The organism is Candidatus Pelagibacter communis, assembly GCF_001180025.1.
GTDB classification, from domain to species: Bacteria; Pseudomonadota; Alphaproteobacteria; order Pelagibacterales; family Pelagibacteraceae; genus Pelagibacter; species Pelagibacter ubique_A.
The window spans coordinates 1-19,450 of sequence record NZ_CVSK01000074.1 but is presented as its reverse complement, the minus strand read 5'-3'; the positions used below and the strand labels follow the sequence as shown (position 1 = coordinate 19,450).

Here is a 19,450-nt window from a genome sequence, read left to right as displayed (position 1 = left end):
CTAAAATGGTCCATTGAAAGTGATTATTTTACTAATTATTTTGCAATCTCTCTCATAGATTGTATTATAGATTTTCTAAAAATTTAGTTATGAGCAATAAAGATAGAGTCTTTATATTTGATACTACTATGCGTGATGGTGAACAATCGCCAGGCGCATCTATGAGTTTAGAGGAAAAAATTCAAATCGCTAGAGTGTTTGATGAATTAGGTATCGATATTATTGAAGCAGGTTTTCCAATAGCTTCACCAGGGGACTTTGAGGCTGTTTCAGAAGTAAGTAAAATTTTAAAAAATTCTATTCCTGCGGGACTCTCAAGACACTCAGTAAAAGATATTGATAGAGCTTATGAAGCTCTAAAACATGCACCAAGATTTAGAATACATACATTTATTTCTACAAGCCCTTTACACATGAAGCATAAATTAAATATGTCTCCAGAAGATGTTTATGAATCAATTGGAAAACATGTTGCTTATGCAAGAAAATTTACTGATGACGTTGAGTGGTCTTGCGAAGATGGAACAAGAACTGATATGGATTACATGTGCAAAACTGTAGAGCTTGCAATTAAAAATGGAGCTACAACAATTAATATTCCTGATACAGTTGGTTACACAATACCATCTGAGTTTACTACAATTATTGAAACTTTATTAAATAAAGTTCCAAATATTGATAAAGCAATTTTATCAACTCATTGTCATAATGATTTAGGTTTAGCAGTAGCTAACTCGTTAGCTGGAGTTCAAGCTGGAGCAAGACAAATTGAATGTACAATAAATGGATTAGGAGAAAGAGCAGGAAATGCTGCTCTAGAGGAAGTTGTTATGGCAATTAAAACAAGACCTGATTTAATGCCATATGAAACTGGAATTAATACGACACTTTTAAGCAAAGCTTCAAAAATTGTTTCAAACGCAACGGGTTTTCCTGTTCAATATAATAAAGCTATCGTTGGAAAAAATGCTTTTGCTCATGAAGCAGGAATTCATCAGGATGGAATGTTAAAAAATAGACAAACATATGAGATAATGACACCTGAAAGTGTTGGGGTAAAGCAAACATCATTAGTAATGGGAAAACATTCTGGACGTCATGCATTTAAAGATAAAATGAATAGTTTAGGTTATCCTGATCTTACAGATGATGTTGTAAGTAATGCATTTGCAAAATTTAAAGTTTTAGCTGATAAGAAAAAACATGTTTATGATGAGGATATTATTGCTCTAGTAGATGATAGTTTAATAACGGATAACAAAGTTAGTGCTATTAGTTTAAAATCATTAAAGGTTTTTGCTGGAACTGGTGAACCACAAAGAGCAGAAATGACTTTAGATGTTTATGGAGATGTAAAACAAGCTTCAGAAACTGGTGATGGGCCAGTTGATGCAATATTTAAATGCATAAAAACTTTGTATCCTCATGATGTTAACTTGCAGCTTTATCAAGTTCATGCTGTTACAGAAGGAACAGACGCACAAGCGACTGTTAGTGTAAAAATTGAGGAAAAAGGCAAAACAACTGTAGGTCAGGCAGCTGATACAGATACTTTAGTTGCCTCAGCAAATGCTTACATAAATGCATTAAATAAAATGATAATTAAACGAGATAAAACAGCTCCTATGGAGCAAGAAAGTCAGAAAGTAAGAGGGATATAATGGGGTTATTTAGCAGTGTTAAAAAAATATGGAGCCAAGATATGGCAATTGATCTTGGAACAGCAAACACACTTGTAGTTTTAAAGGGTCAAGGTGTAGTTCTTAATGAGCCATCAGTGGTGGCGATAGTTGATCAAGGTGGAAAAAAAAATGTATTAGCTGTTGGAGATGAAGCTAAGACAATGCTAGGAAGAACACCAGGTAATATAAGCGCAATCAGACCATTAAGAGACGGTGTTATTGCAGATTTCATAGTAACCGAGGAAATGATTAAACATTTTATTAAAAAAGTTCATAAAGGAAGCACATTTGCTAACCCTAGAATATTGATTTGTGTGCCAACTGGTTCAACACCAGTTGAAAGAAAAGCAATCCAAGATAGTGCTTTAGCAGCAGGTGCAAGAAGAGTTCAGTTAATTGAAGAACCAATTGCAGCAGCTATTGGAGCAAATCTACCAATTTCTGAAGCAACTGGTTCAATGATTGTAGATATTGGTGGGGGTACAAGTGAAATCGCAGTAATGTCTTTAGGCGGGTTAGTTTACTCTAAATCTTTAAGAGTTGCAGGTGACTCAATGGATACTGCAATAGTGGATTACATGAGAAAAGAATACAATTTATTAATTGGTGATACTACTGCCGAAAAAATAAAAAAAGAAATGGGAACAGCTGTTCCAACTGGGACAAACACTTACCCAGTTAAAGGAAGAGATTTAAGATCAGGTACTCCAAAGGAAGTTAATATTACAGAAGAAGATACGGCTGAAGCACTAAACGATATTATGAAACAGATGGTTGGTGCAATTAAAGATGCGTTAGAAAATACTCCTCCTGAGTTGTCAGCTGATTTAGTTGATATGGGTTTAACTTTAACAGGTGGCGGTGCTTTGTTAAAAAATATTGATAAAAGGTTTTCTAAAGAAACAGGTTTACCAGTTCATATAGCAGATGATCCATTATCTTGTGTTGCTGTCGGTACAGGTAAAGCTTTGGATCAAGAAGAAACTTTTTCTACTATGTTATCTGAATATTAGGAAAAATGGCTACTGGCAGAGATGATTTTGTAATTGCCATTAGGTCAGCTTTCTTAAAAAAAAAAGATAAACAAAAATTTTCTTTACTAACTTTAATTATTTTATCAATTTTTGTAATTGTTCTAAGTAATTTTAATTTTAAAGCAATACAATTTGTTAAATTAGGAATTAATGAAGTAATTTATAGATCATCTCATATTGCATCAATCCCAGAAAATAAATTAAAAGAAATATCTTCAAAATTCAAATCACATATGGACTTATATGAAAGTCATCAGAAAGATTTAATTAAAATAGAAAAATCTGATCAACTTAAATTACAAAATGAGTTTTTAACTGCAGAAAATAAAAAGCTTAGAGAGTTACTTGACGAAAGTGTAAATTCACAAGAAATTTTTGCCAGAGTTTTAATTGATAAAGACAGCCCATATTTAAAATCAGTAATATTAAATAAAGGCACAAAAGACAAAGTAAAAATTGGAATGGCAGTTATTGATGATGTTTACTTAGTTGGACAGATAATTGAAGTAAATTATACTAATTCAAGGGCATTACTATTGTCTGACCTTAATAGTAAAATACCATCTGTTCTAGAGCCAGATGACATACAAGCTGTAATTTCTGGTACAGGAAGTGAATTTGGAAAAATCGAACATACTCAAGAAGAATTTAGAGAAGATTTTAAAAATAAAGAAATTTTTGCTTACACCTCAGGTCTTGGTGGTTTATTCAAACCTGGTATACCAATTGGAAAAATTAACAACATATCAGAAGGAAAAATTAATTTTTTTTCTGATTTTACACAGCTCAACTATGTAAAAATAGTTTCTTATAAAATAGGTGGAGAAGAATAATGTCATCACTTAATAAAAGTCCTTTTTTAAAAATATTCTTATCCTACGTACCATTTATAATGTTATTTTTTTCTGTATTTAATGAATTTGATTTTAATTACTTAAAACTTGATTATTTTTCTTTTAATTTTGTTCATCTATTAATTTTCTTTTGGACTTTAAGAAATCCTGATCAATTAGGTTATCTAGCAATTTTCTTTGCAGGAATAATTAATGATGTTGTAATAGGCATACCAATAGGAATTAGTAGTTTTTGTTACCTTATTCTTTGCTCAGTAACAGCTTACATAAGAAACATTACTTTAACCCCAAATTTTATGAAGGACTGGATATCATTATTATTCACAATTTTATTAATAAATTCAATTCAAGTGATTATTTTGGATTTAGTCTTTTTGATTAAAGTTGATTACACAAATTATTTGATTAACTCAGGTTTTACTTTTTTATTTTATCCAATATTTTTTTTATTTTTTAATTTTTTAAACGAAAGAATTTCATATCAAACAAATGATTAAATCTAATTCAGGAATAAGAAAAACAGATGTAATTAATAGAAGGATGTTCATAATCGGAGCAGCAAAAGTAGTAGTTTTTGTTGGTATCGTTGCTCGTTTATTTTCCCTTCAAATAAACGAAAATAAAAAATATTTAACACTTTCAGATAAAAATAGAATTAGAGAATGGAAACTCCCACCTACAAGGGGAAATATTGTTGATTATTTTGGAAATGTAATTGCAGGGAATTTAAAAGTTTATCAATTACATATAATTCCAGAGCAAGTTGAGAATTTCAATTATTTACTAGTTAGATTGAAAAATCTTTTAAATCTAAGTGAGAAGAGAATTGCAAGAATAAATAAATTAAAAGCAGAGCTAAAACCGTGGGACAGTATTATTGTTTCTGAAAACTTAAGCTGGAGTCAATTTGTAAAAATTAATAATTATTTATATGATCTTGTTGGCGTTAAACCAGTAATGACAATCTCCAGAAACTATCCATTTGATGATGTATACACACATGTTCTTGGATATGTGAGTCAACCAAATGAACAAGAAATTTTAGAAAATGAAATTATCCAAGAAAGATTTGTACCAGGAATGAAAATTGGAAAACTAGGCTTAGAGAAAAGACTTGAAAATCATTTAATTGGAACAAATGCTATTCAAAGATATGAAGTAAATGCTTACGGTAAAAGAATTAATCAACTCGAGCATCAAAAAGGTCAGCAAGGATCAAAAATACGTTTAACTGTAGACACAGAAATACAAAAAGCTTGTGGGAAATTATTAAATGAAAAAGCAGGATCTATAAGTGTAATGGATATCTATACTGGAGATATAATAGCAATGTATTCATCTCCATCTTATAATCCAAATTTATTTTTATTCGGAATAAGTCAAGATGAGTGGCAATTAATTAGAAATAATCCATTAAAACCATTAATAAACAAAACTCTTTCGGGTCTATACTCACCAGGTTCAACAATAAAACCTATCGTTGCGCTTTCAGCTTTAGAAAACAAAGTAATAGATACAAAGTTTAAAGTTAAATGCACAGGAAAAATGGAGTTATATGGACAAACATTTCATTGTTGGAAGGAAAAGGGACATGGCTGGGTTAGTTTGAAAAATGCAATGAAACAATCTTGTGATACATATTTTTATGAGGTAGCTAGGTTATTAGGTGTTGATAGATTAAACATTACAGCTGAAAAATTTGGTTTAGGTAAAAAAGTACTTGGTGATTATTTTGATACTGAAAAAAAAGGATTATTTCCGAATACAAAATGGAAAAAAAATAATCTTGGTAAAGGCTGGGTATTAGGGGAAACCTTAATAACAGGTATTGGTCAAGGATATATACAATCAACTCCTTTACAACTTTGTATGATGACTGCACAAATTGCAAATGGAGGCTTTGCTGTAAAACCGAAAATAATAGTGGATAGTAATCCAATTTCTTATGAGGATGCAAAACAATCAATGGAAAGTGGGTTATTATTTGATACCGACTCCGAGGAATTGTTAGACAAAAAGTTATTTAAAAACCAAAAAAATATTAAAATTATTCAAGAAGCAATGTTTGCTTCAACTAACGAAAGATTTGGAACTTCTTATAAATCAAGAATTGATGATCCTAAATATCAATTTGCAGGAAAAACAGGAACAGCTCAGGTAAAAAGAATAAGCAAAAGAGAGAGGGAATTGGATTTAGAATTAGAGCAAATACCATACAAAGATAGAGATCATGCTTTGTATGTTGCTTATGGCCCATATGTTAACCCAAGATATGCGCTAAGTATAATTGTTGAGCATGGTGGTTCAGGAAGTAAGGCGGCAGCACCAATTGCAAAAAAATTATTTAAATTAATAATCGACAGACATGATTTAAGAAATAAACAATCAAATTTTGAGAGGATTACTGTTTAAATGTTTCAGCACGATAGATTGAATAATGAGATTACATTATTTCAAAAAATAAAAAACCTAGACTATATATTATTGATTTCTGTTATTCTTCTTTCTGTATTAAGTGTTTTTGTTATGTATTCTACAGATGGTGGTGAAATACTTTTTCATACAAAAAATCATTTTGTAAAACTTGCAGTTTTTTTTCCTTTAATGATTTTTGTGGCTTTCTTTAATATAAAATTTTGGCATAACTTTTCTTATATAATCTATTTTATAGTAATACTTTTATTAATTTATGTTTCATTTTTTGGACTAAAGTCCTCTGGTTCACAAAGATGGATGGATCTTTATTTATTTGTTCTGCAACCTTCAGAACTTATGAAAATAGCAATCATAATGTGTCTTGCTAAATACTTTCATAGAATAAAAATAGAAAATGTTAATTCATTTACTAGTATAACAATTGTGTTATCGATTATAATAATTCCAATAATTTTTGTAATTGCTCAACCTGATCTTGGTACATCTATATTAATTGCGTTAAGTGGATTAATTATATTGTGGTTAGGAGGTATGAAAATTAAATATTTTATATACTCATTTATTACTTTCTTAATTTCGCTTCCATTTATAATCTCATTTCTTAAACCATATCAAAAATTAAGAATATTAACTTTTTTAGATCCAGATAGAGATCCTTTGGGCGCTGGATATCAAATTATACAGTCAAAAATAGCTATTGGCTCAGGAGGCCTTAACGGAAAAGGTTTTTTAAAAGGAACTCAGAGCTACTTAGATTTTTTACCTGAAAAACATACAGATTTTATATTCACTTTATTTTCAGAAGAGTTTGGTTTTATAGGCTCAGTTGGTCTTTTGATATTATACTCAATAATAATTTTTAGAATTATAAGAATAGGAGCAATTTCGAGAAGCAATTTTGCTAGACTTTTTTGTTTTGGTTATGCTTTTGCAATTTTTATTTATATTGTAGTAAATTTATCTATGGTTTTGGGTTTGCTACCTATAGTTGGTTCTCCATTGCCCATTATGTCGTATGGAGGCTCCTCAATGTTAGCCACTATGATTGGATTTGGTATAGTATTGAGTGCAAAAATTAATCATAAACAAATGATTGCATAATTTGTCACTCTCTTAATTTAATTTTTAATTGTATAACAAAATTATGAATAAAAATACTAAGGTAGGAATAGTTGGAGCAGGGATTCAAGGAGTGTCTAATGCTTTGTTTCTTCAAAAAAAAGGTTTCGATGTAACTATCTTTGATAGAGATAACCCAGGTAGCCAAGCCGCCTCTTATGGTAATGCAGGTCACTTTTCACCATATGCATCTCTTTCTTTAAACAGAACTGATGTTCTAGCAGATGTGCCTGCAATGTTGCTTAGTTCTTCAGGTCCACTTGCTTTAAAATGGAATTATGTTCCTAAAATGATTCCATGGTTTATAAAATTTATAATGAATACCACTAAAACTAAGATGATGCATACTGCTAAAAATATGCACCAAATTTTAGATCTAGCTTTACCTGCATATGATGAATTATTTGAAGAGATAGACTTAGAAGGTTTGGTTGAAAATAAAGGAATTCTTTATATATGGAATGATAAAGATTTAAAAAGTAGAGAATTAGAAATTAAAGTTAGAGATGAATTAGGAGTTGAACAACAATTAGTAAATAAAGCTGAGATTCATGATCTTGAACCACATATAAAACCATTTTACCATGCTGGCGTATATTATCCTTATGCAAGACATGCAAGAAATCCGAAAAGAATTCTTTTAAAACTATTTGATTTATTTTTGCAAAAAGGTGGAAAATTTAACAAAGTAAATATTAAAGATATTAGTTTTGATGAAGAAAAACCAGTTTTTAAAACTGAAACTCAAAGTTATGTTTTTGATAAAGCAGTAATAGCTTGTGGAGCTTTTTCAAAAAAATTAACAGATAATCTTGGTGAAAGAATTCCTTTAGATACAGAGCGTGGATATCATGTTCATTTTAAAAATTGTGATCATTTATTAAGTAGACCCGTCATATTTTCCAACCGTGGATTTGGAATTACACCGATGGAACAAGGTTTAAGAGTTGTTGGAACTGTAGAATTTGGTGGATTAGATAATCCATTATCTAAATCAAGAGTTAAAAATTTGATAAATAATGCAAAATATATGCTTGGTGATTTACCTGAACATGAGGATGAGTGGCTAGGTTTTAGACCAACTTTACCAGATTTTTTACCTGTTATGGGGCCATCAAAAAATTACAAAAATATTTATTATTGTTTTGGGCATCATCATTTAGGATGGACTTTAGGTCCAATTTCTGGAAAGATTGTTTCAGGGATGATAGCGAACGAAAATACAAATTTAGATTTAAAACCTTATAGTTCGCTTAGATTTAGTTAAGTGACTAAAGATAATAATTTTTTAGCTTATTTATATCTATTTTTAACAGTAACTTTTTGGGCAGGAAATTTTGTAGTAGGTAAACTTGCAAGTTTTTATGAAGTTCCTCCTTTTTCATTAAATTTTTATCGATGGCTTTTTGCTTGGTTAATTTTAGCACCTTTTACAATTCCTGAAATATTAGAGAAAAGAAACTATATAATTAAAAACTATAAACTTTTTATTGTTTTGGGAGTTACTAGTATTACAGTTTTTAATTCAATTGTTTATTATTCATTAAATTTTACTCAGGTGATTAGTGGAGTTTTAATGATTTCAACTATACCTGTGATGATTATGTTGTTTTCTTCAATTTTAAAAATTGAAAAGACAAATATTTTTCAAATTATAGGGGTAGTCTTTTCTTTTGCTGGTGTAGTTATGATTATTACAAAAGCAAATTTGGAAATATTAAAAAATTTAGATTTCAATAAAGGTGATATTACAATGGTGATAGCAATGTTTTCATGGGCATTATATTCAACATTGTTAAAGGGAAAACAATATGAGTTAACTCAAATATCATTACTTCAAGTAGTAATTACTTTTGGTTTAATATTTTTGATACCAGTTTATTTTATTGAATATCAAATTGGCTTTAGGATTAATTTAGAATTACCTTTTATTTTAATTTTATCTTACGTAGTTTTGTTTCCAGGTTTGGCGTCTTTTCTTTTATGGATAAAAGGAATATCTATGATTGGAGCTAATAGATCAGGTGTTTTTTTACACTTAATGCCAATATTGAGTGCAATAATGGCAATGATTTTTTTTAGTGAAAAATTTATGTTTTACCATATTTTAGGCGCTTGTTTTATTATTACAGGAATATTGTTATCAAATAAGAAAGTTAAAAATGCTTAAAGTTGCTATATTAGATGATTACCAAAATGTTGCCCAACAGTTTGTAGATTTAGAAAAACTATCTGGGAAATATGAGTTTAAGATTTTTAGCGAACCTTTTTTAGATGAAGCTGATGCAATTGAACAATTATCTGATTTTGAGGCCTTATTGATTATGAGAGAAAGAACTCCAATTACAAAAAATTTAATTGACAATCTAAATGACTTAAAATTTGTAATCACAAGTGGATTACGAAACAAATCTATTGATTTAAAGGCTGCGAAGAAAAGAAAAATTATAGTTTGTGGAACAGATATAAACTTAAACCCAACACCCGAATTAACTTGGGCACTAATTCTTGGTTTGGCTAGAAACTTTAAAGAAGAGTTCGATAATATGTATCAAGGGTATTGGCAAACTACAATTGGAGTGGAATTGAAAGGAAAAATCCTCGGTTTGATTGGTCTAGGTAGAGTAGGTGCAGAAGTTGCAAAAATTGGAAAAGCATTTGGAATGCAAGTAATGGCCTGGAGTGAAAATTTGAGCTTAGACAAGTGCAAAGAATTAGATGTACTACCTTGTAGCAAAGATGACTTAATCACAAATTCTGATGTACTTTCAATTCACGTTCAAGGAGGTGAAAGATACAAGGACTGTATTACCATAAAAGAATTTGATAAAATGAAAAAGACAGCTTTTTTGATAAATACTTCTAGAGGACCTATTGTTAATGAGGATGATTTAATTATCGCATTGTCTACCAATGTAATTGCAGGAGCCGGGATTGATGTCTATAATAAAGAACCTTTACCTGAAAATAATAAACTAAGATTTTTACCTAATGCACTTCTTACACCACACATAGGTTATGTGACAGCAGAAAATTATAGTATTTTTTATAATCAAATGATTGAAGGATTAGAGGCTTGTGTTGATGGAAAGCCAGTACGTGTTCTAGAGTAACGATGGATTTACCAGTGGTTAATCATGAGGATTATTTTGCCAAAATTGGAGATGATCATAAATTTCCTATAAACAAGTTTGGAGAATTGGCAAATTATTTGATCCAAAATAAAATCGTTAAAAAGTTTCATAAACCATATGCTTGTTCGCTTGAAACGTTGAGTTATGCACATTCAAAAGATTATATCTCTAAGATCAAAAATAAAAAATTAAGTAAAGAGGAAGTAAAAAAAATTGGATTTCCACTTGTTGATAGTGTTGTTCAGAGATCATTAGTAGCTACTGGAGGCACTGTTTTAGCCTCTAAACTTGCAATTAATTACGGAATATCATGTAATACCGCTGGAGGTAGTCATCACGCAAACTACGATGGCGGAGCTGGATACTGCGTTTTTAATGATGTAGCTGTTGCTGCTCATTATTTACTAAATCGAGGTTTGGCTAACAAAATATTAATTGTTGATTTAGATGTTCATCAAGGAAACGGAAATTCAGAAATTTTTAAAGAAAATAGAAGTGTTTTCACGTTCAGTATGCACTCTAAAACTAACTATCCAGCCAAAAAATCTAATAGTGATTTAGATGTTGAGCTAGAGGATAATTTAGAGGATGATGCTTACATTAAGACACTTAAACATTATTTAAATGAGTTAAATCAAGAAAATTTTGATTTTGTTTTCTATATAGCTGGAGTAGATATTCATTTTAACGATAGATTAGGTAAACTAAAAATATCTGATGAAGGGATTAAATCTAGAGACGAGCTTGTTATTGAAAACTTTTTTTCTAAAAAAATACCCTTTTGTGGTGTTTTAGGTGGTGGTTATAATAAAGATTTTAAAAAATTAGTTGAATTACATTCAATCTTACATAAATCCTGTGCTAAATATATAGGATCATGACAAAAAAAATAAATCCAAATTTAACTGCAGAGCAAAAATTAATCTTGTTCGAGGAAGGAACCGAGCGCGCAGGTTCAAGCGAACTTAATCATGAAAAGAGAGAAGGAAGTTTTCATTGTGCAAACTGTGGTGAAAAATTATTTGACTCAAAAACAAAATATGAGAGTGGATCAGGCTGGCCTTCCTTTTATGAATCTTTGCCTGACGTATTTGAAACTAAAACGGATCATCACATAGGTTACGCAAGAACTGAGTATCATTGTAAAAAATGTGGAGGGCATCATGGTCATATATTTGATGACGGACCTGAACCTACGGGAAAAAGATTTTGTAATAACGGCGTTTGTTTAATTTTTAAACCAAAAGAATAAATTATTAAAATTAATTTTTTAAAAGATCTTGAAGTTTATTTTCTTTTTCTAGAGCTCTAACTTCATCGTAACCACCAATATGCTGATCATCAAAAAAGATCTGTGGGATTGTTCTTTTGCCATTTGCTTTTTTAATCATTTCGTCAGCAGCACCTGCAACTTTTGAAATATCAATTTCATTATAAGGAGCGTTATTTCTAGCTAATAATCTTTTTGCAGCTTCACAATAGTTGCATAGTGGACCTGTATACATGGTAATTTTTTTCATTGATTATAGATAGTCACCTTTTTTAATTTTACTAGTTATTTCTTTTCTAGAATATTCGAACTTTTTTCGATGTTTAATACTTTTTTGATTTACTCTTTTTCTCCACAATCTGAAAGAAGATGGTTTAAGTGATCTTCTCATTATTTTTATAACATCGGACTCTCGCTTCCCAGTTCTTTTTTCAATTTCCTCAAAAGTTATCCGATCTGCCCAAGCCGCCCAAATGATCCAATCCGGATCGTCCATTTTGGGCTCTGGATTTTTGACTTTAGTAATTGGCCTGTGACCTTTTTTTTTCATAAATCCTTTATATTTGAAAAAAAAATTTAATGCATTTTTTTTAGCCTCTGATATTATGTACTAGATAGTCCTTCTTAGCCATCTTTAGCTCCCGGTTTTTAAGGACTATCTTTTTTTATGCTCCCCCTAGATTTTATACTCTATCTACAGATTATTATTTTTTTATTTATTACTCCTGGAACTCCAAGGATTGTAATTATCTCTTATTCAATGAATTACGGTGTTGGAAAATGCGTATGGTCTGCTTTAGGTGACATAACTGCAAATTTGATTCAGGCAACTTTAGTTATTTTTGTGATTGGATCTTTTTTTTCAGAAAACTCAATGATACTTAATGCATTTAAATGGATCGGAATAGTTTATTTATTATATTTAGCTTACGATATTTATAAATCTCGGCCAAAAAGCATTTCAAATAAAGGAGAAACAGAAAAAAGTAATTTATCCTTTTTTAGAGATGGTTTTTTAGTTGCTGGTACAAGTCCTAAGGCTTGGATGTTTTTTCCTTTTATTTTTCCACAATTTATTGACTTTAATTCAAATTTATTGGTTCAATTTGTAATTTTAATTACAACTTACATTGTTTTAGATTTTATATCTTTAATTGGCTATGCAATGCTCGCACAAAAATTAATAAAATGGATAACTGCTAATCCAAAAACAATTAATACAATTTCTGCGAGTGTTTTAGTAATTATTGCCGCAATAATTGTTGTAACTCAACAATATTAATTAGATTTGGCCTTTATTGCCACTTGCATAAAATAAAATTTCTTTATTTAATCACTACATAATTAATTAATTAAAGAGGAAATAAAATGAGATTAAATAAAATAATTTTAAGTTTTGTTTCTGCATTAATAATTTTATTTTCAACTTCAGTTGCATCATTTGCAAAAGTTGTTGGTGACAAAATTATTTTAGGTGCTGCGATTTCCTTAACTGGTAAATACTCATCCAATGGTGTTCATACTCAAAATGGTTATAACATGGCCGTTGACAGAATTAACAGCATGGGTGGTGTTAAAGTTGGTGGAAAAACTTATAAGTTTGATATTATTTATTATGATGATGAGTCAAACCCTAAGAGAGCTGCACAGCTTGCAGAAAGATTAATTTCACAAGATGGTGTTGAGTTTATGCTTGGCCCTTACAGTTCTGGTTTGACTAAAGCAATTGCACCAGTAACTGAAAAATATGGTGTTCCAATGGTTGAAGCAAATGGTGCATCTAGATCTTTGTTTACTAAAGGTTACAAATATCTATTTGCTGTATTAGCTCCAGCTAACTTATATCTTGATGTTGCTATCGAAACAGCAGTTGAGTTAAATGGTGGAAAACCGGTAAGAATTGCACAAGCATTTGAACAAGATGCATTCTCACAGGACGTTAGATTAGGTATTTTAGATGCTGCAGAAAGAACTGGTTCTAAAATCATAATCGACGATAAATTGCCTAAAGAGCTAAATGATATGGCTGCTACTTTGGTTAAAGTAAAACAGATGAAACCAGATGTACTTGTTGTATCAGGCCACACAAAAGGTGCATTAACTGCGATCAGACAAATTGCTGAAATGAAAGTTGATGTTCCAATGTTAGCTATGACTCACTGTGATGCTGCTAAGCTATCTAAACAGCATGGTAAAAATTCACAGTATGCACTTTGTGCTTCTCAATGGCACAAGTCACTAACTTATAAAGATGATTTCTTTAAAGATGGTATGACTTATGCTGCAGACTTTGAGAAAGAGTTTGGATATGATCCACCTTACCAATCTGCTGAATCTTCAGCTGCTTTATTGGTATTCAAAGATGCATTTGAAAGAGCAAATTCTTTCGATCAAAAGAAAGTAAGAGATGCTCTTGCAGCTACGAATATGCAAACATTCTATGGAAATATTAAATTTGCACCTGGTGGTCAGAACGTTGACAAACCAATGGTACTTTTCCAAGTAATGTGTGATGCTTCAGGAAGTTGTGAAAATAAAGTTGTTGCTCCATTAAAATGGGCATCAGCTAAGTTGATACATCCAATTCCTAAGTGGTCAGAAAGATAAAATAAAATACTAAAGCCCCCTAGTCATAGGGGGCTTTTTTTTATATAACCCAAAAATACTTTTTATGGATTTTCTTGTATTTCAATATCCTATGATAACTCTTCAAGCTTGCTTGGATGGTATTTTGCTAGGAGTTTTGTTTGCATTGATTGCATATGGAATGGCACTTCAATGGGGTGTGATGAATATAATTAACATTGCACAAGGAGATCTTGTAATTTTAGGAGGATACATTGCATACTTTATGTATCTCTATGGTATTCATCCAGCATGGGGAGTAATTGTTGCGCCAGTAATAATGTACTTTGTTGGTATAGCGATTTACAAACTCGTAATAAATAAAGTAGTAGATAGAGATCTATTTATCTCTATTTTAGCAACTTTTGGAATAAGTATTCTTTTCATGCAATTAATGAATTTTGCATTTGGTGCAGACGTTGTACTTGCAAATTCTGGTTACGGAACAACTATGTTGTTTGATAATAATGTTGTTTTACCAAATTCAAAAATATTTTCAGCGTTTATTAGCATTGTATTTGCAGTTTGTTTGGTTATTTACATGAAAAAATCAAAGCTAGGACGTGCAATTAGAGCTACAGCTCAAAATGCAAGAGCTGCAAAGATTTTAGGTGTCGATACGGAAAAAGTTTATGCCGCAACATTTGGAATAAATGCTGCTCTTTGTGGTGTTGCTGGTGCTTTGATATCTATAACTTTCACAATTCATCCTTACATGGGATTACCCTACACAATCAGATCTTTCATGATCGTAATTGTTGCAGGATTAGGAAACTTACCTGGTGTAGCAATGTCGGGAATGGGATTAGGAGTATTTGAAGAATTTGCAGATTATATACTGGGTACAGAATTTAGAATTGGTTCAGTATTTTTATTATTAGTATTAATCCTGGTTTATAGAAGATTTAAACTTTCAAGGAAAAGAGAATATTTAAAGTAAGATTGAGATGAAAAATGAATAAGAATTTTATTTTATATGCAGCAATATTAATATTTGGATTAGCTGCCCCTTTTTTATTTCCAGCCTTTAAAGTTCAGCTATCAATTCTTTGTGTTTTAATAGTTCTTGCTACTACTTGGAACATCCAAGGTGGGGAGATGGGATATAATTCATTTGGAAATATATTATTTTATGGATTAGGAATGTACCTATGCGCTTCTGTTCAAGTTGGAATGTTTTTTCCATTAGCTGAATGGACGGAGAGTGGAGGGGAAAAAACATTTGTTCATACTCCAACACAGTTTTTTCAAGGTATGGCAGTTGGACTAGTCGTAGCCGCTGTAGTTCCAACTATTGTAGCTGGTTTGATAGGATATTCTATTCTTGGACTTAGAGGACATTATTTTGCAATTTGTACATTAGGTTTAGGTGTAGCCGCAGGTGAAATTTCTGGTGGAATAGAAATTATTGGAGCAGGTCAAGGCTTTACTACACCACCTTTTCCAAATGTTGGTAGCTTAGAAGCAAGGGGGGAGTTTTTCTATTTCTTAAGCTTCTTCACATTAGTGCTCACATTCATTGCAGTTCGTTCAATTTATTCCACAAGATTTAAATTAATACTTAACGCTATTAGAGATAATGAGGATAAAGCTGAAGCAATGGGTATTGAAACAATGAAGTATAAAATTATTGGTTGGATGATCTCAGCTTTCTTCTGTGGATTGGCAGGAGGAATAATGGGTGGCTTAGTTGGATACATCGATTCAACAGATGTTGCATTTGATGGAAGAGAAATGGGAGTATTCATGGTACTGATGGCAATACTTGGAGGTAAAGGAACTCTTTGGGGCCCAATTATTGGTGCAACTATATTTCACATTTTTAAAGAAGGCTTTTGGACATTCTTTTTGGGTTGGCAGTATGTTGCTCTAGGAGTTTTGATTGTTGTGATTGTGATTTATTTTCCAGAAGGAATTATGGGATGGCTCAGAGAAAAATATCCAGAGCGATTTGGTGAAGTAGTTGATGAAAAAGATCGTAAAGCACAGGTAGAACTTAAATGAGTATTTTAGAAGTTAGCAATGTAAGTAAATCTTTTGGTGGCGTTAAAGCTAACGTTGATATTTCAATGAATGTTGAAAAAGGTAAGATAGTTGGATTAATTGGACCAAATGGTTCAGGAAAAACCACATTATTTAATTCGATTGTAGGAACTTACCCAATCGATAATGGATCTATTAAATTTAATGGAAAAGAAGTTTCTGAGTTACCAGTTCCTGTAATTGCTAAGTTAGGATTATTGAGAACTTTTCAGCAAACAAGAATTTATGGAAAGCTTAATTGTATAGAAAATATGCTTATTAGTCATAAAGGTAGTGACGCGGATTTAATGAAAATATTTTCAAAAATTCCACAAGAATTAACAGATAAAGCAGAAAATTTATTAAATTTTGTAGGTTTATATCAAAAAAGAAAGCTAAGAGCTGGAGATTTGTCTTTTGGTCAGCAAAAATTACTAGAGCTTGCTATGGCATTAATGAATGAACCAGAGATGCTATTATTAGACGAGCCTACAGCTGGGATTAATCCAACGCTAATAAATGGTATTATTGATAGATTAATTAAAGTTAACCAAGATTTTGGAATAACTCTTTTGGTTATTGAGCACAACATGAGAGTCATTATGCAATTAGCAGAGAATATTTTTTGTTTAGCTCATGGTAAAATGTTAGCTAATGGATCGCCAGACGAAATTAAAAACGATAAACGTGTTATTGACGCGTATTTAGGAGCTCAATAATGGCTAATCAATATGAAGTACTAGGAAAAGCTCCGACACCAGATGATTTAAAAAAATTATCTCCAAATGAAGTTCATTTAACTATTAAAAATTTAAACGCAGGTTATGGAAAAATGGAAATTTTACATAACTTTGATTTATTCGTAAATAAAGCTCAGTCTTTATGTTTAATTGGACCTAATGGTGCAGGTAAATCTACAATTCTTCATTCAATATATGGTTTTACAAATATTTTTTCTGGTCAAATTGAACTTGAAGGAAAAGAAATTACAAATCTTACCCCAGCAGAAAAGTTAAAGTCAGTTGGTATAGCTTATATATTGCAGGATAATTCTGTATTTCCAGATATGACTGTAGAAGAAAACTTATTAATGGGAGGATATATAAAAGAAAAAACCGATGAATCGTATGAAGAAGCTGAAAGAATTTTTGAAAAGTATGAAAGGTTAAGAAATAGAAGAAACCAACCAGCAAAAGTTTTATCTGGCGGGGAAAGAAGATTGCTAGAAATATCTAGAGCATTAGTTATGAAACCCTCAGTACTTTTAGTAGACGAACCGTCAATTGGACTTGAACCCAGATATATTGAGATGGTTTTTGAAATATTAAGAGATCTTCAGCAAAATGAAAAAAAAACAATCATTCTAGTAGAACAAAATGCCAAAAAAGGATTGGAGTTTGCGGATATAGGATACGTTTTAGTATCTGGGCAAACTGCAATTGCAGGTAAAGGAGACGATTTACTTCAAAATCCTGATGTTGGTAGACTGTTCCTAGGTGGATAATGATTAATAAAAATTTTTTCTTTAAAGGATATAGATCTATATTTACACATGATAGTCCAGCTATAGCTCTTACTTGTTGCTTTATAGCAATTGGAGCTCTCTTTAAAAATTTAGGTTTTAATATTCAGGAAAGTATTTTTTCAACTGTTTTAACTTATGCTTTACCAGGTTCATTGGTAATGGCAGAGTCTATGTTGATTGGAGCATCTTTATTAAATATTTTTTTAGCAGTTTGGTTTGTAAATGCTAGACTTTATCCAATGGCTGTATCTTTATTTCCATTAATGATGCACAAATCTCAACCTAAGTGGAAGTATTACTTTTCTTGTCATTTTATTGCTGTTTCAGCGTGGTTAATCATGAAAAGCAATTATAAGAAAATTCCAAAAGAATATAGGATTGATTATTGGATTGGAATTGGAAGTGCAACAGTAAGTGTATCTGTTATTGGAACATTTATAGGTTTTTATTTTTCAGAGTACATGAATAAGGATATGATGATTGGATTGGCAATTCTTAATCCTGTATATTTTTTATGCATGATGGTCGGAGCATCAAAAACTTTACAAGTTACGTTATCTGTCTTACTTGGAACAATTTTAGGACCAATTATTTATTTATTTTCACCTGAGTGGTCAATTCTGTTAGCAGGTGTAATCGGTGGAACTATAGCCTATTTAGTTGGAGAGTATAATGTCAGCTAATATCGTTTATGCAATTTTAGTTACATCTCTTGCTACATTTTTATCTAGATTTTTAGGTGCTCTCACCTCTCAAGGTATTAAGGAAACATCAAAACTTTTTAAGTGGTTTAATTGTTTAGCCTATGCAACTTTAGCGGCATTAATAGCAAGAACTATAATTTTTCCTGCTGGGGTATTAATAGAAGCTAGTTATTATAGTAGATCAATTGTTGTATTTTTATCCTTGTTTGTTTTTTTTATTTCTAAGAAAAACTTTGTTTATCCTACAATTTTCTCAGCTATTTGTATGGCAATAATTAACAATTATATCTGATTAAATTGATTTATAAAATAAGGTAAAATAAAATTTAGAATGCAAAAAATTACAGGCATAGACATTCAAAAACACGATAAATCAAATAGGATTATAAAAATTAGTTTAGAAAATGATATAATAGATAAATTAATTTTCCCGTTTAATAAATTTGATTTAACAGCATTAGAGCTAAAACCATTTACAAGATTTACTTTAGCTAAAAGTTTAGATGATTTAACAAATAATAAATTAAGTGAATTAATGAACTCAATTATTAGAGACAGATCTACAGGTTGCTTTATTATTGGACCAAAAAATATAACTGCAAAAATTAATGATACATTTTTAGTTAAGTTATCAACTGCAATAGCTCATCTAATTGGTGTACCTAATCATGATGCCATGGCAGGAAAATATTATGCTCGTTTTCATGTAAAACATGAAGATAGTAGCGACTCTTATTTAAGAAAGGCATATAGGAATATGGATCTTCATACAGATGGTACATATGTGAAAGATGTAACTGATTGGTTAATTATGACAAAAATTGATGAGCAAAATGTTGAAGGTGGTGAAACAGCTATGTTGCACCTTGATGATTGGGAGCATTGTGATGATTTATACAATGATCCAGTTGGGAGACAAAATTTTGTTTGGGGGTCACCAAAAAGTAAAAATATTGATTACAAAGTAGAGCACCCGGTTTTTTCATTCTTTGGGCTTTATCAAAATAACTTCCTAATCCTTTAAAATAATTCATTGATTTTAAAT

General features: G+C 30.8%; 22 protein-coding genes. 20 read left to right on the top strand and 2 right to left on the bottom strand.

The genetic code is table 11. The annotated features are described in order from the left end of the window. The first annotated feature begins 89 nt into the window (after positions 1-89). From AMN83_RS04880 to msrB, 11 genes are read left to right on the top strand one after another with little or no spacing between them, the layout of a single operon-like run. On the top strand, positions 90-1,661 hold the full coding sequence (locus tag AMN83_RS04880) for a 2-isopropylmalate synthase (RefSeq protein ID WP_075504548.1): 1,572 nt from the start codon (positions 90-92) through the stop codon (positions 1,659-1,661). Next, complete coding sequence (locus AMN83_RS04875; RefSeq protein WP_075504547.1) at positions 1,661-2,695, top strand: rod shape-determining protein; 1,035 nt, start codon at positions 1,661-1,663, stop codon at positions 2,693-2,695. The genes AMN83_RS04880 and AMN83_RS04875 overlap by 1 nt, the downstream gene beginning before the upstream one ends. A 5-nt stretch (positions 2,696-2,700) precedes the next feature. Then, positions 2,701-3,549: a rod shape-determining protein MreC gene (gene mreC, locus AMN83_RS04870; RefSeq protein WP_075504546.1), complete on the top strand. Its 849-nt coding sequence runs from the start codon at positions 2,701-2,703 to the stop codon at positions 3,547-3,549. Continuing rightward, a complete protein-coding gene (gene mreD / locus AMN83_RS04865) occupies positions 3,549-4,067 on the top strand; it encodes a rod shape-determining protein MreD (RefSeq protein ID WP_075504545.1) in 519 nt (172 codons plus the stop codon). The genes mreC and mreD overlap by 1 nt, the downstream gene beginning before the upstream one ends. Next, positions 4,060-5,982, top strand: a complete 1,923-nt coding sequence (gene mrdA, locus AMN83_RS04860; protein ID WP_075504544.1) for a penicillin-binding protein 2 — start codon at positions 4,060-4,062, stop codon at positions 5,980-5,982. Before mreD ends, mrdA begins: the two co-directional genes overlap by 8 nt. Further along, complete coding sequence (rodA, locus tag AMN83_RS04855; RefSeq protein WP_075504543.1) at positions 5,983-7,107, top strand: rod shape-determining protein RodA; 1,125 nt, start codon at positions 5,983-5,985, stop codon at positions 7,105-7,107. 43 nt (positions 7,108-7,150) lie between these two features. Continuing rightward, positions 7,151-8,392, top strand: a complete 1,242-nt coding sequence (locus AMN83_RS04850; RefSeq protein ID WP_075504542.1) for an NAD(P)/FAD-dependent oxidoreductase — start codon at positions 7,151-7,153, stop codon at positions 8,390-8,392. After that, positions 8,393-9,295, top strand: coding sequence for a DMT family transporter (locus tag AMN83_RS04845; protein ID WP_075504541.1), 903 nt, complete (start codon positions 8,393-8,395; stop codon positions 9,293-9,295). Next, positions 9,288-10,238, top strand: a complete 951-nt coding sequence (locus AMN83_RS04840; RefSeq protein WP_075504540.1) for a D-2-hydroxyacid dehydrogenase family protein — start codon at positions 9,288-9,290, stop codon at positions 10,236-10,238. Before AMN83_RS04845 ends, AMN83_RS04840 begins: the two co-directional genes overlap by 8 nt. Positions 10,239-10,240: 2 nt before the next feature. Then, entirely contained in the window at positions 10,241-11,140 is a 900-nt protein-coding gene (locus AMN83_RS04835; RefSeq protein ID WP_075504539.1) for a histone deacetylase family protein, read from the top strand. Then, positions 11,137-11,511 (top strand): peptide-methionine (R)-S-oxide reductase MsrB, encoded by a 375-nt coding sequence (gene msrB / locus AMN83_RS04830; RefSeq protein WP_075504538.1) that lies wholly within the window; start codon positions 11,137-11,139, stop codon positions 11,509-11,511. Before AMN83_RS04835 ends, msrB begins: the two co-directional genes overlap by 4 nt. Before the next feature lie 10 nt (positions 11,512-11,521). On the opposite strand, the gene grxC is transcribed toward msrB, so the two are convergent. Together grxC and AMN83_RS04820 are read right to left on the bottom strand one after the other, a co-directional pair. Continuing rightward, a complete protein-coding gene (gene grxC / locus AMN83_RS04825; RefSeq protein WP_075504537.1) occupies positions 11,522-11,779 on the bottom strand; it encodes a glutaredoxin 3 in 258 nt (85 codons plus the stop codon). A gap of 3 nt (positions 11,780-11,782) precedes the next feature. Continuing rightward, positions 11,783-12,079 (bottom strand): TIGR03643 family protein, encoded by a 297-nt coding sequence (locus AMN83_RS04820; protein WP_075504536.1) that lies wholly within the window; start codon positions 12,077-12,079, stop codon positions 11,783-11,785. Positions 12,080-12,196: 117 nt separating this feature from the next. Between AMN83_RS04820 and AMN83_RS04815 the strand changes: the two genes are divergently transcribed. From AMN83_RS04815 to AMN83_RS04775, 9 genes are all read left to right on the top strand, one after another. Beyond that, complete coding sequence (locus AMN83_RS04815) at positions 12,197-12,811, top strand: LysE family translocator (RefSeq protein ID WP_075504535.1); 615 nt, start codon at positions 12,197-12,199, stop codon at positions 12,809-12,811. Positions 12,812-12,897: 86 nt separating this feature from the next. Then, positions 12,898-14,136 carry an amino acid ABC transporter substrate-binding protein gene (locus AMN83_RS04810; protein WP_075504534.1) on the top strand — a complete coding sequence of 413 codons (1,239 nt, stop codon included), beginning with the start codon at positions 12,898-12,900 and terminating at the stop codon, positions 14,134-14,136. A 64-nt stretch (positions 14,137-14,200) separates the two neighbouring features. Further along, positions 14,201-15,094 carry a branched-chain amino acid ABC transporter permease gene (locus AMN83_RS04805; protein ID WP_075504533.1) on the top strand — a complete coding sequence of 298 codons (894 nt, stop codon included), beginning with the start codon at positions 14,201-14,203 and terminating at the stop codon, positions 15,092-15,094. Between the two features lie 14 nt (positions 15,095-15,108). Continuing rightward, the gene (locus tag AMN83_RS04800; protein ID WP_075504532.1) at positions 15,109-16,158 is read left to right on the top strand and encodes a branched-chain amino acid ABC transporter permease; all 1,050 of its coding nucleotides are present in this window, start codon (positions 15,109-15,111) and stop codon (positions 16,156-16,158) included. Beyond that, positions 16,155-16,895, top strand: a complete 741-nt coding sequence (locus AMN83_RS04795) for an ABC transporter ATP-binding protein (protein ID WP_075504531.1) — start codon at positions 16,155-16,157, stop codon at positions 16,893-16,895. Before AMN83_RS04800 ends, AMN83_RS04795 begins: the two co-directional genes overlap by 4 nt. Continuing rightward, the gene (locus AMN83_RS04790; RefSeq protein WP_075504530.1) at positions 16,895-17,680 is read left to right on the top strand and encodes an ABC transporter ATP-binding protein; all 786 of its coding nucleotides are present in this window, start codon (positions 16,895-16,897) and stop codon (positions 17,678-17,680) included. Before AMN83_RS04795 ends, AMN83_RS04790 begins: the two co-directional genes overlap by 1 nt. Then, positions 17,680-18,384, top strand: a complete 705-nt coding sequence (locus tag AMN83_RS04785) for an AzlC family ABC transporter permease (protein ID WP_075504529.1) — start codon at positions 17,680-17,682, stop codon at positions 18,382-18,384. The genes AMN83_RS04790 and AMN83_RS04785 overlap by 1 nt, the downstream gene beginning before the upstream one ends. Continuing rightward, on the top strand, positions 18,374-18,697 hold the full coding sequence (locus tag AMN83_RS04780) for an AzlD domain-containing protein (protein WP_075504528.1): 324 nt from the start codon (positions 18,374-18,376) through the stop codon (positions 18,695-18,697). Before AMN83_RS04785 ends, AMN83_RS04780 begins: the two co-directional genes overlap by 11 nt. Positions 18,698-18,736: 39 nt before the next feature. Further along, the gene (locus tag AMN83_RS04775) at positions 18,737-19,429 is read left to right on the top strand and encodes a carbon starvation induced protein CsiD (RefSeq protein WP_256998074.1); all 693 of its coding nucleotides are present in this window, start codon (positions 18,737-18,739) and stop codon (positions 19,427-19,429) included. Positions 19,430-19,450: the final 21 nt, after the last annotated feature.

Coding starts and splice junctions, on each gene's coding strand:
- mreC (WP_075504546.1), top strand. CDS start 2,701: ATGGCTACTGGCAGAGATGATTTTGTAATTGCCATTAGGTCAGCTTTC.
- AMN83_RS04805 (WP_075504533.1), top strand. CDS start 14,201: ATGGATTTTCTTGTATTTCAATATCCTATGATAACTCTTCAAGCTTGC.
- AMN83_RS04810 (WP_075504534.1), top strand. CDS start 12,898: ATGAGATTAAATAAAATAATTTTAAGTTTTGTTTCTGCATTAATAATT.
- AMN83_RS04835 (WP_075504539.1), top strand. CDS start 10,241: ATGGATTTACCAGTGGTTAATCATGAGGATTATTTTGCCAAAATTGGA.
- AMN83_RS04785 (WP_075504529.1), top strand. CDS start 17,680: ATGATTAATAAAAATTTTTTCTTTAAAGGATATAGATCTATATTTACA.
- grxC (WP_075504537.1), bottom strand. CDS start 11,779: ATGAAAAAAATTACCATGTATACAGGTCCACTATGCAACTATTGTGAA.
- AMN83_RS04790 (WP_075504530.1), top strand. CDS start 16,895: ATGGCTAATCAATATGAAGTACTAGGAAAAGCTCCGACACCAGATGAT.
- AMN83_RS04780 (WP_075504528.1), top strand. CDS start 18,374: ATGTCAGCTAATATCGTTTATGCAATTTTAGTTACATCTCTTGCTACA.
- AMN83_RS04850 (WP_075504542.1), top strand. CDS start 7,151: ATGAATAAAAATACTAAGGTAGGAATAGTTGGAGCAGGGATTCAAGGA.
- AMN83_RS04840 (WP_075504540.1), top strand. CDS start 9,288: ATGCTTAAAGTTGCTATATTAGATGATTACCAAAATGTTGCCCAACAG.
- mreD (WP_075504545.1), top strand. CDS start 3,549: ATGTCATCACTTAATAAAAGTCCTTTTTTAAAAATATTCTTATCCTAC.
- AMN83_RS04775 (WP_256998074.1), top strand. CDS start 18,737: ATGCAAAAAATTACAGGCATAGACATTCAAAAACACGATAAATCAAAT.
- mrdA (WP_075504544.1), top strand. CDS start 4,060: ATGATTAAATCTAATTCAGGAATAAGAAAAACAGATGTAATTAATAGA.
- AMN83_RS04875 (WP_075504547.1), top strand. CDS start 1,661: ATGGGGTTATTTAGCAGTGTTAAAAAAATATGGAGCCAAGATATGGCA.
- AMN83_RS04815 (WP_075504535.1), top strand. CDS start 12,197: ATGCTCCCCCTAGATTTTATACTCTATCTACAGATTATTATTTTTTTA.
- msrB (WP_075504538.1), top strand. CDS start 11,137: ATGACAAAAAAAATAAATCCAAATTTAACTGCAGAGCAAAAATTAATC.
- rodA (WP_075504543.1), top strand. CDS start 5,983: ATGTTTCAGCACGATAGATTGAATAATGAGATTACATTATTTCAAAAA.
- AMN83_RS04800 (WP_075504532.1), top strand. CDS start 15,109: ATGAATAAGAATTTTATTTTATATGCAGCAATATTAATATTTGGATTA.
- AMN83_RS04795 (WP_075504531.1), top strand. CDS start 16,155: ATGAGTATTTTAGAAGTTAGCAATGTAAGTAAATCTTTTGGTGGCGTT.
- AMN83_RS04880 (WP_075504548.1), top strand. CDS start 90: ATGAGCAATAAAGATAGAGTCTTTATATTTGATACTACTATGCGTGAT.
- AMN83_RS04820 (WP_075504536.1), bottom strand. CDS start 12,079: ATGAAAAAAAAAGGTCACAGGCCAATTACTAAAGTCAAAAATCCAGAG.